Origin of the sequence: Acetobacter zythi (assembly GCF_963921165.1) — a bacterium.
In the GTDB taxonomy this organism is placed as follows: domain Bacteria; phylum Pseudomonadota; class Alphaproteobacteria; order Acetobacterales; family Acetobacteraceae; genus Acetobacter.
The window spans coordinates 34,507-50,152 of record NZ_CAWUEO010000048.1 but is presented as its reverse complement, the minus strand read 5'-3'; the positions used below and the strand labels follow the sequence as shown (position 1 = coordinate 50,152).

General features: G+C 54.9%; 17 protein-coding genes. 1 reads left to right on the top strand and 16 read right to left on the bottom strand.

Going from position 1 to position 15,646, the window contains the following annotated elements; genetic code table 11:
- Positions 1-5 precede the first annotated feature (5 nt).
- The 10 genes from AABE20_RS14015 to AABE20_RS13970 form a co-directional block, all read right to left on the bottom strand.
- Positions 6-293: an MSMEG_0570 family nitrogen starvation response protein gene (locus AABE20_RS14015; RefSeq protein ID WP_095350444.1), complete on the bottom strand. Its 288-nt coding sequence runs from the start codon at positions 291-293 to the stop codon at positions 6-8.
- Positions 281-1,462, bottom strand: coding sequence for an MSMEG_0565 family glycosyltransferase (locus AABE20_RS14010; RefSeq protein ID WP_338333664.1), 1,182 nt, complete (start codon positions 1,460-1,462; stop codon positions 281-283). Before AABE20_RS14010 ends, AABE20_RS14015 begins: the two co-directional genes overlap by 13 nt.
- Positions 1,459-2,430 (bottom strand): sll0787 family AIR synthase-like protein, encoded by a 972-nt coding sequence (locus AABE20_RS14005; RefSeq protein ID WP_338333724.1) that lies wholly within the window; start codon positions 2,428-2,430, stop codon positions 1,459-1,461. Before AABE20_RS14005 ends, AABE20_RS14010 begins: the two co-directional genes overlap by 4 nt.
- Positions 2,430-2,993 (bottom strand): MSMEG_0567/Sll0786 family nitrogen starvation N-acetyltransferase, encoded by a 564-nt coding sequence (locus AABE20_RS14000; RefSeq protein ID WP_338333663.1) that lies wholly within the window; start codon positions 2,991-2,993, stop codon positions 2,430-2,432. Before AABE20_RS14000 ends, AABE20_RS14005 begins: the two co-directional genes overlap by 1 nt.
- Positions 2,990-4,099 carry an MSMEG_0568 family radical SAM protein gene (locus AABE20_RS13995; protein ID WP_338333662.1) on the bottom strand — a complete coding sequence of 370 codons (1,110 nt, stop codon included), beginning with the start codon at positions 4,097-4,099 and terminating at the stop codon, positions 2,990-2,992. Before AABE20_RS13995 ends, AABE20_RS14000 begins: the two co-directional genes overlap by 4 nt.
- On the bottom strand, positions 4,096-5,070 hold the full coding sequence (locus AABE20_RS13990) for a Nit6803 family nitrilase (protein WP_338333661.1): 975 nt from the start codon (positions 5,068-5,070) through the stop codon (positions 4,096-4,098). Before AABE20_RS13990 ends, AABE20_RS13995 begins: the two co-directional genes overlap by 4 nt.
- A 23-nt stretch (positions 5,071-5,093) precedes the next feature.
- Positions 5,094-5,576: an MSMEG_0572/Sll0783 family nitrogen starvation response protein gene (locus AABE20_RS13985; RefSeq protein WP_338333723.1), complete on the bottom strand. Its 483-nt coding sequence runs from the start codon at positions 5,574-5,576 to the stop codon at positions 5,094-5,096.
- A gap of 339 nt (positions 5,577-5,915) precedes the next feature.
- Positions 5,916-7,319, bottom strand: a complete 1,404-nt coding sequence (locus AABE20_RS13980) for an aminotransferase-like domain-containing protein (protein ID WP_338333660.1) — start codon at positions 7,317-7,319, stop codon at positions 5,916-5,918.
- A gap of 247 nt (positions 7,320-7,566) precedes the next feature.
- The gene (locus tag AABE20_RS13975; protein ID WP_338333659.1) at positions 7,567-7,863 is read right to left on the bottom strand and encodes a hypothetical protein; all 297 of its coding nucleotides are present in this window, start codon (positions 7,861-7,863) and stop codon (positions 7,567-7,569) included.
- Positions 7,864-8,405: 542 nt separating this feature from the next.
- Positions 8,406-8,552 (bottom strand): hypothetical protein, encoded by a 147-nt coding sequence (locus AABE20_RS13970; protein ID WP_338333658.1) that lies wholly within the window; start codon positions 8,550-8,552, stop codon positions 8,406-8,408.
- 519 nt (positions 8,553-9,071) lie between these two features.
- On the opposite strand from AABE20_RS13970, the gene AABE20_RS13965 reads away from it, so the two are divergent.
- Positions 9,072-9,401, top strand: coding sequence for a hypothetical protein (locus AABE20_RS13965; protein ID WP_338333657.1), 330 nt, complete (start codon positions 9,072-9,074; stop codon positions 9,399-9,401).
- 522 nt (positions 9,402-9,923) lie between these two features.
- On the opposite strand, the gene AABE20_RS13960 is transcribed toward AABE20_RS13965, so the two are convergent.
- From AABE20_RS13960 to AABE20_RS13935, 6 genes are all read right to left on the bottom strand, one after another.
- Positions 9,924-10,181 carry a type II toxin-antitoxin system prevent-host-death family antitoxin gene (locus tag AABE20_RS13960; RefSeq protein ID WP_338333656.1) on the bottom strand — a complete coding sequence of 86 codons (258 nt, stop codon included), beginning with the start codon at positions 10,179-10,181 and terminating at the stop codon, positions 9,924-9,926.
- A gap of 438 nt (positions 10,182-10,619) precedes the next feature.
- Entirely contained in the window at positions 10,620-11,069 is a 450-nt protein-coding gene (locus AABE20_RS13955; RefSeq protein ID WP_338333655.1) for a hypothetical protein, read from the bottom strand.
- Between the two features lie 743 nt (positions 11,070-11,812).
- Entirely contained in the window at positions 11,813-12,187 is a 375-nt protein-coding gene (locus tag AABE20_RS13950; protein ID WP_338333654.1) for a hypothetical protein, read from the bottom strand.
- A gap of 278 nt (positions 12,188-12,465) precedes the next feature.
- On the bottom strand, positions 12,466-13,095 hold the full coding sequence (locus AABE20_RS13945) for a hypothetical protein (RefSeq protein ID WP_338333653.1): 630 nt from the start codon (positions 13,093-13,095) through the stop codon (positions 12,466-12,468).
- A gap of 102 nt (positions 13,096-13,197) precedes the next feature.
- Positions 13,198-14,514 carry a replication initiation protein RepC gene (repC, locus tag AABE20_RS13940; protein ID WP_338333652.1) on the bottom strand — a complete coding sequence of 439 codons (1,317 nt, stop codon included), beginning with the start codon at positions 14,512-14,514 and terminating at the stop codon, positions 13,198-13,200.
- Between the two features lie 412 nt (positions 14,515-14,926).
- Positions 14,927-15,625, bottom strand: a complete 699-nt coding sequence (locus AABE20_RS13935; protein ID WP_338333651.1) for a transglycosylase SLT domain-containing protein — start codon at positions 15,623-15,625, stop codon at positions 14,927-14,929.
- Positions 15,626-15,646 lie beyond the last annotated feature (21 nt).

The window sequence follows — 15,646 nt, the reverse complement described above, 5'->3', positions numbered from 1 at the left end:
TCGTTTCAGAGGCTGAAAGACAGGATACGCACCTGCGCATCAGGTTGATTGAGGAAGGGCGTGCAGGTCTGTCGGATCGCCTGGAGCTGGCCAAGGGCACGGCTACAGGCAAAGCCGTAGCGTGCACGCACCCGCTCGCTGGCCTGTGTCAGGGCTGTGTCGGCCTGTTCCAGAAAAGTGCGAACCGGGTAATCCTCACCCGGTGTAAAGTGGTCCTTGATGACCAGCGATGGAGAGTAGCAATCGCTCTCTTGCCCATCGGGCCAACGCACACGAAAAATCATTTCGGGCATGATGACAAAGCTCCAGAAGCCGGAGTGCCAGCGTGCGACAGGGCCGCCAGCCGCCGGTATGCGGGGAGGTGCCGACTGGCAACGCCGTGCCAATCGAAACGACGGGCCGTTGCGGGGCCGCTGAGCCGGAAGTGCTCGCGGTTTTTGGCGCTAAGGGCGTCACGCAAGGCTAAAAACAGGGTGTCGGGGTGCTCGGGGTTGCACCAGAGCACGTCTGACGCCTGAAGGTGCTCGGTAAAAGGGGCTACCTTCGGCACAATGGCTGGCGTGCCGCAGGAGAGGGATTCCAGCGGGCACAGACCAAACCCCTCGGTTACGGACGGGTAGGCCAGCGCGGCTGCCTGCCGGTAAAATGCAGGCATATCTTCATCCGCTACCGCTCCGGTGAGGGTGACATGCTCGGCTGCACCGCTCTGGCGCAACCGCATATCAAACAGCGCGCGGTAGGCCGAATGATCCAGCAATGAAGCCCCGCCCACCACAACCAGATGCACATCGGACTGGTCACGGCGCAGCGCCAGAAAAGCTTCCAGCAGGTGCAGCGTATTCTTGCGGCGCTCGACCCCGCCGACCGCCAGAATCAGGCGGCGGCCAACCGGCAGGTGGTAACGCGCCCGCAGTGAGCTGTCCTGCGGGCCCGGTGCGGGTGAAAAATGTTCAGGATCAACGCCGTTGCCAACAACAGGTGCTTCACAGCCATGCTCGCCGCGCAGGATGCCCTCCCACATGGTGCTGACAGTGAACAGCTCGGCTGCGGCCATGAACCCGCGTTCCTGCCGCATTGCAAGGCCGGGGTGAGCAAAGCGGTCGAGGTGGTGAACCGTGCGGGCAAAGCCCGGTATCCGGCCTTGCGCCACCAGTTCAGCCAGCGCGTTAGCACTTATGGGGTCTTGCGCATGAAGAACGTCAAATGGTGCCTCATCCCTGAGCGCGTCCGTGATCTCGCATATACGGCGTTCCACCAGAGCAGGCAGGTTCTGCTCCGCTCGGGCTGCAATGTAACGCGTAGCGCAGCGGGGTTGGCGGAAAAAGCCTGCACCTGTCACATCCGGGGCGATCAGGGTTGCTTTATGCCCTGCGTCACACAACGCCTCTGCCAGCGCCATGCCATGCACCACGCCACCGCGTGGAAGGGTCGAGTGCGTTAGAATGCCAATGGACAGGCTCATGGCACAAACCCCATGAGCGGCGTTTGTGCAAGATCCCAGAAAGTGTCTGTCTCGCCTCCCCAGGTAACATCCAGCCTGCGGGTATTGTTGCACTGGCCGATAACGGCCGCAGCAATGTCCCGCCCATGAAAGCGCGCCATAACGGCTTGTGCATCCTCTGGCCGGGCGCTCAGCAAATAGCCATAGCTGGGGAAAGCTGCCAGCCAGCGGGCCATGGGGGCGTGTTCTGGGCGTGGAATATCATCCAGCGTGATGTGCATGCCCACGCCAGAACACTCGGCCAGCATAAGGGCTGTACCCAGCACGCCAGCCATGCTGATGTCCTTGGCTGCACGGCTCAGCCCGTCCTCGGCTATTTGTGGCAGAAGGTCCATGTCGGCCTGTAACCGGGTAATCGCATCGGTGCCGCACAGCGCGGAACTACTGTCCCAGAACGGGTGTGGGTCATGCCAGCGGCCGCGCAGATCAATGGCGGCAATCAGCACCTCGCCGGGGCGGGCGTCAAAACTGGTGAGCAGATGGCGTGCCCGCCCCAGAATTGCGACCGAAAGCGAGTTGTGAGTGCTGCGCATGTTGGTATGCCCGCCAGCAACGGGCACGCCATAGGTCAGTGCTCCATCCTGCAAACCTTGCAGGACAGATGCTGCGGATTCAGAGGTATCGCTCCATAAGGCATTGACCACCGCAACGGGGCGGCCACCCATTGCCGCAATATCGCTGATATTGACCATGACGCCGCAGTAACCGGCAAACCACGGCATGGCGCGTACAAAACTGTCCTGAAAACCCTCACTGGCCAGCAGGAGGTAACCATCTCCATCCCGTATGGCGGCACAGTCATCACCAAGGCGGATGGCGCTGGGGTCGGTGGGTTTAAGGATTGCCGCTGCTTCGGCAATATCCTGCTTGCATGCGAGGGCGTGGCTGTGGCGCAGCGTGGCAAGCAGTGTGGCGAGGTCGTGCGCCATTACGCCACCTGCCGGGTGCGGGGCTGCGGGCGCAGCAGCCATGTCTGGTCCTGCCCATGTGCCGGATAGCGCGCGAGATCGGCCTGCATGTCATGATGCGGCAGCCCATGCAGGGTGATGGCGCCAAGGCTTTTCCAGTGCAGGCGGCGGAAGAACAGTACATTCTGCTCCTGCACTTGAGCCAGAAAGCGCTTGGCCCCAAGCCCGTGCGCTGTGCTGACAGCCATGCGGATCAGTTCCGCCCCGATCCGCCCCAGCTTGCGATGGTCTTCATGCACAGCCAGACGGGAACCACGCCAGACATGGGGTTCGGCTTCATGGATGCGTACGGCCCCTACAATCCGGTCCGGCATGCCTGCCATACAGCAGGCTGCAATAATGGGGATGGCTACGTCATCAATGCCGTCCCGATCATCCTCGGCGAAGACCTGCTGTTCGGTGCAGAACACGTTGCGGCGGAGCGCATGATAACCAGCGCGTTCCCATGGTGTACGGGCAAGGCGCACGACATATTCCGTCGGGATGAACGGGCGGTGTTCCACGCCTTCGAGTAGAGCACTCATTGTTCATAGGCCGAGAGGGAGGAGCACGCACCACACCGGCCACATCCGGCCCGGATGTCGGTGGATTTCATGTTGGCATCGCGTAGCATCTGCCCAAGTGGTGCCAGAACCGACTTCATGAAATCAGCGGTAGGCGGTGCATGGTTTTCCAATGGTGTGCCAGAAATAGGTACGAACGGCACTACGAAGGGATAAACACCCAATGCAACAAGACGCTCGGCCAAACCAAGAATATCTTCGGCACTATCGCCAAGACCTGCCAGAATGTAGGTGTTGACCTGCCCGCGCCCGAAAATGGGCACGGCGCTGGCAAAAGCATCCATGTAACGATCGACGCTGACAGTAGCCTTGCCCGGCATGATCTTTTCACGTACGGCCTGTGTCGCGGCTTCGAGATGCATACCCAGACTGTCGGCCCCTGCATCGCGCAGGCGCTGGAACCAGCCATGATCGTGCGGCGGCTCACACTGGACCTGAAGCGGCAGGTTTACGGCTGCCTTGATGGCGCGGGCGGACGCAGCCAGAACTGCCGCCCCCCGGTCGATGACGTTGGGCGTGCCGGTTGTCAGGACCATATCCCGCACGCCATCCAGTTCCACGGCGGCTTTGGCGACCTCGGCCAGTTGCGCGGGCGTTTTGTAGGCAATGGTACGCTCGGCCTCCAGCGACTGGCCAATAGCGCAGAACTGGCAGGACGTACGCCGGTCGGCATAGCGGATGCAGGTCTGGTGCACCGTGGTTGCCAAGGTGTCGCGCCCGTGGAGCAGGGCGATCTTCCAGTAGGGAATACCGTTTGCCGTGCTTAGCCCATAAAAGCGTGGAGCCGCGGGAAAGTGGATTGTACCCAGGGTCCGCCCGTCACGCAGCAGCGTGCTGGCGCCACTCTGGTCGGGCGGGCTGGCCTGAAACGGAGAGCGTTGTGCTCCAGACGTATAGACCGGGACCATGACGGTCTGCCCCGCGATGGTGATGGTCTTGTGGTCTGAAGGGCCGGCCCCGCCCTTGCGGGCGATGCCGCCATGATCGCCGCCGATCTGAAGCCCGAAGGATTGCAGGTCGGTGACAAGCTTGCGCCCCGAAAGCGTGCCAAGTGTTGGTACGGTCATGGCGCGACCTCATCCGTATGCAACAAAGACGGATCGGCTTCACCCGCGTAATGCACTGGGCACGCGGGCCGTCGGTCATGCAGCAGGCTCAGCAGTTCGGGGCGGGCGTAGTGACCTACGGAATCCATCATCCGCTTGCGTTTGGTAATCAGCCCGAAATCGAGATCGGCAATGACCATGCCTTCGCCCTCGACCAGCGGCGTGCCCAGCAGCCTGCCTTCGGGCGAGACGATGGCGGTAAAGCATCCGCCCCGCAGCGGTCCTTCCAGTGCGGGGTCGCGTGCTATCTCCTTGATCTGATCTTCCGTGAGCCAGCCTGTGGCGTTCACGACAAAGCAGCCTGATTCCAGCGCATGATGGCGGATGGTGACTTCCATCTGGTCGGCAAAGATCTGGCCCACCAGTGAGCCGGGAAACTGCGCGCAGTGGATTTCCTCGTGCTGGGTCATCAACGCGTAGCGGGCCAAGGGATTGTAATGCTCCCAGCAGGCAAGTGCGCCGATGCGGCCGGCCGCGCTTTCAACAACTTTCAGACCGGAGCCATCGCCCTGTCCCCAGACCATGCGTTCATGATAGGTGGGCGTAATCTTGCGGCGTTTGAGCAGGATATCTCCTGTCGCGTCGAAGATGATCTGCGTGTTGTAAAGCGTGCCGAAATCGCGCTCATTCACGCCCAGAACCACGACCATGCCGGTGTCACGCGTGGCTTCGGCCACCATGTCGGTCACCGGACCGGGGATGACGACGGCGCGCTCATAAAGCTCAAGATGCTCGCCGCCGAAGCGGAAAGCCGGCTGGATGAATGAGAAATACGGATAATACGGCACAAAGGTTTCAGGAAAGACCGCCAGCTTCACACCTTTTTCGGCGGCATCGCGGATGGCCTGACAGACTTTCCGGGCTGTACCCAGACCATCGTCTCCAAGGACTGGGCTGATCTGGATGGCAGCAGCGCGAACGATACGGGACATGGCGGCGGTCCTCCCTTCGGCCTTCAGAGAGTCCAGGTGTTGAGGATGAAAGCGTTGTCGCGACGGGCCAGCAGGATGATGTCGAGCACGTCCTGCGGATTGATCGGCGTAATGCCGGGGATCAGGTTGTGCTCGCCGTATCCGTAAAGGGCTTGAAGGGCGAAACGGCAGGCGTAGACTTTGCCGCCTTCTTCAAGGATTTTGGCGATCTGCTTGTTGCAGTTCATGTGCCCCGGAAAGGCTTCATCACCCAGGCGGGGAAAACCGCGCTGCACGCCAAGGGTAACACCCGGGCCGTACAGCAGCACCGACGTCTCGAACCCCTTGCGGATCAGGCGTGTGGCCTGAAGCAGGTTTACAAAACCGACCGATCCTTCATTGGCCACGGTATGAAAGGTGATAAGGGCTTTTTCTCCGGGCTGGGCTTTGACGTCCTCGAAAACCTTGTTTTCATAATTGACGAAGCAGTCACCGTCTTTATGAGGAGCGTGTTCGACTTGCGGCATGGTATCTCTCCCGTGTGCTGCGATCTCCGGCGAAAGGCCGGTGCTGACCGCTGTTGTCGGGACAGACATGGCACGGGATGGCCCCGAGGCAAAATATTGTATGTCTCAGTATTGGGGTACAAAAAAAACAATGCAGCTTATATATTTCTCTCGTGCGAGGGCATTGTCATGCAAATTGAACCGGAATGCCATACAATGGAGGGATTGCCCGTTAACGCTTTGTTTTGTTGTTCTTTTTGAATCACGCATTCGTGAATATGGCGTCGTCTTGTTTCTTTCCCGCGCAGGCGAAAACCCCGCAAGGAGGTGATACGCGCGAGTCCTGCCCCCGCGATCGGATCACACAATATCTGCAAAACCGGGGGAACGCTTGTGTTGCAAGACCGAGAGAACACCATGCAGGGATTCCTCAAGGCTTGCCGCATCCGGTGCGCTGCCCAATGCGATACGCGCGCGCTGCGGCGGCTCACCACTGATCGTGAAAACGGTGCTTGGCACCAGCGCCAGACCACGCCTGCGGGCATATGCCACAAAATCCGCGCTGCCCCACCAGTCCGGCAGTTTCAGCCAGACATGCGGTCCATCGGGCTTCATGCAATGGCCCTCTCCCAGAACCTTGCGGGCGATCGATTGCCGCAGACGAAGTTCCCTTCGGATGGCGTCCATGATTGTCTGTGCCTGCCCGTTCAACATCCACCGGGCTGTCAGCGTGCTGAGAAGGCCCGCATTGGTCAGCGCGATTGCGCGGATTGCGGCTGTCACCCGTCTGGTCATGTCCGCGCTGGGGAGTGCGACATAGGCCGTACGCAGTCCTGGACTCAGTGTTTTAGCGAGTGTCGCAATGTAGCTGACACGACTATGGTCAAGGGTGACAAGTGCAGGAGGTGGTGCATCCATCAGCAGGCTGTAGGGATCATCTTCGACAATATGCAGGTGGTGGCGTTGCGCGACGTTCAGGATATCCTTGCGTCGCTGGAGTGACATCGTGGCCGTTGTAGGGTTGTGAATGGTCGGAATGCAGTAGAGTAGGCGAGGGTGATGTTCGGCGCAGACCCTGTCAAGCTGATCCGGCATCATGCCTTCGACATCACTGTCGACGCCCACCAGGATAAGGTCGAACTGTGCGGCGATTGTCCGGATTCCCGGGTAGGCAATGCGGTCGGTGACAATGACGTCGCCTGGCTGGGTGTATGTACTGACAATGGCGGCCAGCGCGCTCTGGGCACCCGGTGACACAAGGATTTCCTCCGTGCGGCGCTGGCCTATGACCGGGGCAATCCATTTTGCGCCAAGCTGACGTTCCTCAAGCGTGCCGCCCGTAACACGGTAGGACATCAGGCTGTTCAGATCCTGCTGTTTGAGAATGGCCGTAATATCGTTCTGGATGATACGTTGCAGCGGCGGGTCCTGCGGAATGGGCGGCAGGTTCATGGTCAGGTCAACCACCGCCGGTCCTGTATGGCGCCAGTGGCTTTCCCCCGCACCCACACGCACAAAGGTGCCGCGCCCGACTGTCGCGTCAATCAGCCCACGCCGTCTGGCCTCGGTCAATGCGCGGGTCACGGTCGTGAGATTGGCGCCAAGGTAGTCCGCAATCATCCGCTGGGGAGGCAGCCTGTCCCCTTCCCGCAGGTCGCCCTTGCGGATGGAAAGCGCCAGCGCGTCCGCCAGTGTCAGGTAGATGGCGTTCGGGCTTCGGCCGATTTCCTCTTTCCACTGAGCGAGATAGGGGGGCACGGACATGGAGCAACACTTCCATACAATTAAGAGGTTTTTACTTCAACATATATGGTACAATAAATGCAATCACCTATCATCCTAAATGATGATAGCCAGTTTTATGATGAACTGTCTGTATAATAAAAGATTCGATTAAGCGAGGAAATAGATCTAACATAAAGTGTAAAACAGAAAATAATTGCAATATAATTGATTATATAACTTAAACCAAAAAATAATAAGACTGTATTTTTCTCCACATGAATAATATTTATTTAATGGAATAGTGATCCATTTTTTTGTATCCCGAAAGGAATGAGATGTGTTCATGCGCTATCAGGAGTGGTTCAAACGGGTCACGATGATGCAGAGATAAAGACATCAGGATATGCAGGTGTTCGGGTTGTGTCTGTAGGAGAGAAAAACCTTCCGCAGGAATGACTGCCAGAATATCGTTCATATTTGCATCCAGTTTTCCGATACGGATTTCAATCGCAGTCTCACATAATGAGCCGTTATTCATTAATCTGCGCTCGCGCAGCGGCCTGGACATATTGGCGATACACATACCCGCTTCGCGTCACCGGCTTGAGATAGGCCAACCAATTCACATCGCCACGCGAATCTCGCGAAATGCTTCACTATACCACGAAAAAGCAGGTTCTACCGTATGCTACCACTATCATTCCATGCATCGGCTGGAAAATGATTCTGAACAACCCGTTTTTGTTGGCATAAGATATATTACGCGATCAGTTTGTGTAAGCATAGGATAGAAGTGTCCGCCTCCTGCAAAGCAGAGATGTTTACTCAAGCGTTTTCCCCTGATGCAATGAACTGCTGGAGCTAAGCCATGGAAGGAATTATGATGGACAAGAACGATTTTCGTCAGATGCATGTGCTTTCGGTCGTGTTGGCGGGTTCGGAACAATCTATCAGATCGCCGATCACTTCGTGGTCTATGGGCAGCTAGTGTTGCTACGGCTAGATGTGTGAAAGCCCGCCCCGAAACTTATTCTCAACGAGCGATGTGAACTGCACCAGTATCGGATGAGAATGACCGACGAAGCGCGAGATGATCGTTGGCATCGACAATACGGTCTGAGACAACTACGGTGCTCGTAGCATGTAGCGGTCGATCGTGACTGCCGCCTCGTCGGCCGTTACCTCAAGCACCTGATTCACAAGATTGTCGCCAAGCGCAGCAATCTCGTCAAGTGCCAGATCGAACAACTCCACTTGCAATGCAAGGTTCATCCCGGGTGGCCCATTCAGGCAAACAAACCCAGCATGGATTGCCTGCGTTGCGTGGAGGCCCGGCGTTCTAGGCGCATGCCTGGCTATCCGTATCCCTCCAAGCCGCCTGCGTTCTTCTGGACCGGTCTTTGGACCGTGGACTGGTCATCGATCTCACGCACCGGCGCCGCGTCTCTTTGCCCTGAAGGAGCGTCTCAGCCGGTGCCGCGTTGGAAGCCTGACTACACGGCGTTAGAAACGGCGATGGCGTTTGCCGATCATGTTATTTGTAGCGCAAAATGAGGAGAAAAGTTAGGATAGGGCGAAGATAGTTAATGCATGAACCAGTGGATGTACCGGTCGTCTGTTAGGCAGGCACGATGGATAAGGAGCTGGAATTTTTGCCGGAGTATCGGCGTAGCTACGAAGACGGAAAGGCAGAGCCCAGATACAATGAGCTCTGTTCCTTGCCGAAGAAAGAGCGCATAGCTGACCACCAATCGCCGTTCATTCAATCCTGTTGAAAGAGGAAATTTATAAGTGGATACACAACACATCATCCAACTTCGTAACGACGCATGTCAAAAGATAAAAAATTACGTTGTTGGGTGTTTCGGTGAAAACGATTGCGAGCTAAGGCTGCTGCCACAAAGCGGTCCGCACGAGATGAAGCGAATAGCTGACGCAAATGGTATCAATGAAGCGGAAATGGAAACGCTCATTACGAAACGGCTTTCAGAATACCTAACTAATGAATTTAAGGCGGTCGGTTCGGAGATAGTAGGCTGGATGCCCGCTAATGAACGTTGGCTGCAGGTAAACGAAATGACCACATCGTTGATGCAAGCGATTTATGGCGATCGTCGTTGAATTGCGAATTTGGCTACATTACATCGCTGGGGAAATGGTTGGACCTCAGCGGCCACGATCTTTTCGATGTTTAATAGTATCATGCCTGTCTAGGTCAAATGAAAACCGACGGCTACGGGAACCTGGATATACGCTTCGCTTGGGGTAGAAGACCTTTGAAGCGTGTAAGCAGAAGCCGCATAAATGCATCACTGAACTGTCCGAGGAGTGGACTTCCGTGCAAGTAGTATGAAGTAGCTATCGGGTCGAGATTGTACTCATCAAGTAAGATCCACTGCTGTCGGCTCTGATCAAGGCCGGCCCGCCGTTTCTCCGTTGCTGGAACCTCAACCGCTGTACGGTCAGGAATTGGTAAGCGAGTTGTCACGGGAAGAAGGAGCAGGTAGTGCCGATTGTCTCGTGCGACAAAAGCGGCAGCGACAGTCGTGGGGCGATCCTTACGCCCTTCGCTTTCCCCACGCGCGTCCTGCCAGTGCCACAGATAGGGGTATCGTAAGACCATTCCAGGCCGAAATTCGGTACTCATGGCTGATGAGTAATGTCCTGCAAGTAACTGTCAATTGCTTTCCCAATATCTTGGACCAGATCAGCAGGCATGTCCGCTGTCGCGCCGACTACACGTCTGTCGGTATCACGAGCTGTCAGTGCCTCATATTGTTCAACACTAAGCATGATCAATCGCGGTTTACCGCGCTGGCTGATTGAAACAGGGCCTTGCAAGGCACTGGCGATGATGTCACCTGATTTACGAGACAGGTCACTGGTTGAAAATGTGCGCATAATCACCTCCTTCAGTGCAGTGTATTAATACAGCAAATACAGCAATAATGTAAACTATGTAGATTGTCCCGAGGTGTGGTGCGGCATTGTACTGCTTATGCCGTAATGATCCTTGATTGAGCATCTGCGCGCTCACAAAGCCCAAAAAATAGCGGTCATGCCAAGGATGGTGAAAATACCGACATTCTGTCAGGCCCGGCCGAGATGTCCGTTCTAAAGCAGATCAACTGCATGGAGACTGAAGGATGATATCCATATGTTCCATATAAGATTGCCCTTGCAGGCTCCCCTGAGGCCCGTGCTCCCTTCCGTGGAGCGTTAGCGCGTTCGTGGCAGCAGGAAGGAGTCAAAACTCAGCGTTAATACACGTATTGATTCTTCCTCGACAGGATAAGCTTACTAAAGTGGCTACAACAACAGATGTACAATTCTGAATATTTACCACCAGTGCCAGATTGCCGCACAAAATATAATAGTTCCCAGTAAGAACTTAAAATGTTTCTCCCAGATGGTCTTTGCGGCAAACCAGATGATATGGTCATATGCGTGAGATATATTTGAATTTAAGCGCTCATTTAGTTTTTGTTGATTTTCCAGATCGTTCTTTGTCTTAGACAAACATTTCTCCTGCTCATCCAAGAACTCGTCCAGACTTATCACGCTGAGGTTTTTCGGCAGTTGTTTCAATGGCGTCAGGGAACGTGCTTGCATCGGACGTGCAGTACCTTCGGTGTGAGTACTGTCCGTGTAATCGAACTTGATTCCGAACTGTTCATAAAATCGGTTACGTCGTAGTTTGTTCTCGTCGTGTCCCTGTAGGGCAAAAAGCTCGATCTGATTGATGTTGGCATCTGGCCAATTGATTGCCCATTCAACTATTTTATTCATAATGAAAGACCCGACTCTATTCCCTCTGAGACTGCACGGATCTAGAAAGATGGCACCTCGGTAAAGGCTGGGTCCGGAAAGGCATATACTGCTATTCTTTTTGTAATCTCGGAAGTAGCATGCAGAGAATTCGTATCTGAATCCTTCCACCCCTATAACGCGGTAGAAAATGCGTATGATAGCTTCATTGACTTCTCCGTCTGGGCCATATTCTTGGCTTTCTTCATGGTCTATCAGAAGTTTGTGGACTACTTTTCCAGATGGATCGTTCCGCGGGCGCACAATGAGAATATATGGTTTCATGACATTAAACTACGCACTTATGGGTGGTGATAAAGAACGATAACGGCTAAATTGGTCATCTGATTGTCGACAATTGGCTAACCCAGTCCTGAGAATCCTGCGTAGTCAGTTCTGTCCGCGATGTGCTGGCATAAGTCCCGCACGGCTCCGATAGCGCTTTCGACATCAAAGCACCCATCAAGCCATCCAGATTGATAATTCGCAGACACGAAGGACCAGACCTGAAAAGAAGCGTCTAATTCGAGACTAAGCCCAATTTTCAGTAGTCCGTCTCGCACAATTGCGGACGTGGCAATTTCGTCGTCTGAAGCGAACGAAAGCTCGTTTGATGAACGGGCATACTCTACCGCTCTGGCCGCAAGGGAGTTTAGCGCCGGCAATAAGGAAGCAGGAAAATTTGCCTCGGCCACCTGATTGTCAGTCATGCCTCTGCCTTTCGATCAAAACGCGGTATCTCGTTCTTTGTTGATGATTTCTCTAAGTGCCGACACCTCGCACCGCACGAGGCCGCGCCCAATAGCGGAAACTTTCTGAGTGTATGCCTGCGCCGTTACGCATGCCGTCCAAGCATTGGGGTCAGCTGGCATGATTTCGTCAAAGGGATTTCCCTCACCCCAACCGTTCTTTGCTAGCTTATAGCCCGTATAAAGAAGATCGAGTCCGAAAGGCAGAAGCAAAAAAGTGCTCGTGCTGATTGAATCAGTCCCTAAAATATGATCGTCAGACCATTTTCGCCGTAAGTTTTCGATATAATCTGCATCTGGTGGGAATTTGGTTAAATCAATGCTCGGCCAGATCGCCTGCTTGTCATTCATTTTGTTAATTCCATTCTGCATGATGCAAATATTTCGAAAATAGGCCCAATAACGCTCCCGCTAGAACCATCAACATACCGCAAACAGAACTAGCCTTGAGTAACGGAGAAAACATTAGTAATCCGGCACCGAGAAGCAGTGATATTCCTGCAACCAACGCACTATAGAATCGCAAAAAATCTTGCACAGTCAATTAGACATTTCCTCTATTGATCTCCGTCCCATCGACAAAGTTCCAATATCAGTATGCAAGGCTCACTTGTGAATGGACGAAAACCCTATTCTGCTCGACCTGACGATAAGGCTTTTTTCCACGCACTGAGCATGACAACCTTTTGCTCCGACAGGCCTCTTTTAACCGCGTGAGGAGAATTTTCGACATTCCTATGGGTTTCTATGGCTTCCTTCCGCCATTTATCCAGAGCACGCGTACAAGCACCCCATGCACCAACAACCCACTGTCCTGCAGACCAGGACTGGTTGAGCAAATGCCCAGCGGCCTGACGCCTCTCCCTGAAAATCTTATCCTCAAGACGCTGTTCGATACTGGTCTGGAGCATGATCTGCTCAATCTGGAACACCTCATCACGGCCGGCGATCATAATTTCAAGCGCCTTGTCGACAATTTCCTGCAAATCCGAGCGTAACCAGATCTCCAGTTCCTCAATATCAACATCGGATGGCCCGGTGAGGTCATAGTCTTCAATTACTGCCTGAAAGGCCAGTCTTCCCTCTTTTTGTATCCCGGCCGCACGACGTGGTGCGCTGAGACCGGCTTCCTTCAAAAAAGCCGCGACTGTGGCATAGGTCGGTGCAAGCTCAATGACAGCTTCAACAGTTTTCTCCTGCTGGCGCTCCCGTCCCAGACGTCGAACAGATGTTTCAAGTGTAGGGACAGTTTCTATCATGAACTTTCTTTCAGTGCCTTCGGTTCAAGGTTAGATCTCTCGCGCAATCTGTTCCAGTTTCTTCGTCGCGGACCCGGCATTCGCAGATTACCTGCCACAAACTCATGTGTGAATCCCCCAACGGCCTTTGGATTTGGCGGCAGGCAGTCTTGAAGATGGTGGCGCCATATCTACACGCTCAACCTTGTGGATATCACGTAGCGCATACAGGCTCCGGTCAAGAAAGAGAGTGTTGCGCGCCCCACGATCAACAAGTGAGCGGAAATACGCGTCAGGGTGACGAATGCTTTCCCCATGATCCCGTCTCGTCGCCATGACGATCACAGCGACCGCGGCTTCAAACTTTCCGAGAATGCCACATCCCATGCGCCATGACTGATAACTGATCCCGATCTGCCCGGAGAGCTGCTCGGCCGCATCGGCGAGTTCATCCCTATCTGGAGTGGAGGTTGAACACAGATCACGCAGATCCGGACAGACCGAAAGATAGAACATCGCGGTTCCTCGAAATCCACGCAGCGCCGATCTCTCACGCCCCTCCCCTAGTTCGGATTGATCCGCCTGCCCCGCACACCGCATTGTTTTAATGCGATTGCGCCCATTGGGCGCTACTACAACAACCTCTTTAGTTTGATTGTTTTTTCTTTCTGTATAGTGGGTGCCGATTTCGGCATCCATGGGTGCCAGTTCTGGGTTACATTCGGCGTTGTTTTGAACAAGAAGGTCCCTATTTTCAGGTGACTTATCCACAGGATTAGGTTGCATCTGAAGGGCAACAAGTAACGCCTTCATGCCCTCATAATAAGCTGACAGAGTTTCAGTCTGCTCGGTGCTCCGACGTAGACGCATAATCCTGGCCGCCTCCATAGCTGCCGCCTGATTCCCTAACGTTTCGGCTGCCCTGCGAACATTCTCGTTGAGATCGGCAATAGCGTCCCGCAAGAAGGCGACCTGAGAACGGCGGCGCTTTTCTTCCTCAAGCTTACCCAGTAATTCTGGCCAGCGATGACGGAGCGAACTGAGGTTGAAACCGACCTGTATCTCCCCTTCCGCCCCCTGCCAGCGTTTTCCCCTCTGACCATTCCGGCCGTCACAGGGCACCAGCATTTTCGCATCAGCAAGATCTCGTACAGCCCGTCGCAAAGCCGTGAGAGAAAGTCCCGTCCAGGACATCAGCGTGCTGTTATGTGCGTAGATGAACGGTGTCTTGAGCATTTCCCAGCTCTCAACTGGCGTCTTCTCTACCATGCGCAAGAGCAGAAGATAGGCATTGCGGCTCACGCCAAGAGCACGCGGCAGGGCACGTAGCACATTGAGTAGCGCATACTTCTCCGGGCAGTCCGGTGGGGACTGCATCAGCTCATCGCGCGCCTCAAGCATGGCAGGCGTCAGAGTACGCTTACCGCGCCTGCGCAACACGCAGGGGGCGTCATTCTGTAGTGGAAGCACGAGGCGTGGCTCCAGCAATGGGGGTTAGATCAACACCTCATGCCGATGACACCAGACAAACCTTCCCCGTTCGCAATTTGCTTGCGCTCAAAAACGGGTGGCGTTATAAGGGAAAGTAATTGGTTTTTCCCCTCATAACTGAGTTTCTTTGGTGCCCTGGCTTTTCCGGTTTGCAGACCGGGAGAGGCAGGGTTTCCTTTTTGGTGCTTACGTCATCTGAACGGCGGTCCTCTGTTATGCCTGTGGGACTCTGACTCCGAGCCCGCGCAGACCAATAGACACTCATGACCTAAATTATTGATAATGCACAGACTTGACCGGGTTGATTCGGCAAAATACTTCGCGGAGTCTGTGCGTCTTATGAAGATGAATGTGTCTGTCATCAGGAGATCACCGCTTCCGAAGCACCAGACCCCATGCGCTGGGAAACGGTTGAGTAATACTGACCTACGGTCCAGTTGCTCATATTGTTGGCCGCCAGTGTCTTCGTTGAGACAAAATCACTGAGTGGCCGGGACGTATTGGATTCAGCAGCCATTTGAGAGCCTGCCGTTGTACCAAACATATACGCCCCATAAGCCTGCGCTCCCGTCACTGTCCCATGGGTGCTGCTCGCAACGGATGTCGCATAGTCGCTGATAATGGCACTGGCGACTTTTGCCTGTACGGCTGGATCACTCCGATCCCCGTCACTCACTCCGGCCTTGGCCGCATATTCATTCCATGTGCCATCAGTGATCTGCCAGACACCCTGAGCAGAGGAAGTCGAATTGCCGGTATTCTGATAATGGCTCTCGATCTGACCAAAAGCTGCCAGCGTGTCCGGATTGATCCCGGCCGCTTTCGCTGCTGCAACAGCGTCCGAACCATAGGTCTGATTGAGCAGGGTCGCCATCGCATCCGTGTTGCCCCACTCACCGGAATAACTGGAGGCCTGTCCACTGGAGCCTGTTGACTGCGATGCACCACTACTCCCGGCGTAGACAAAGGTCGGGGCTCCCGTTTCATGAATGCTGGGGACAATCTGTTCCGACGTGCTCGCCTTGACGGTTTGCGGCGCACCACAAACCGTCAGGAGCATTACGAGGCGTAAGGCTCGCAT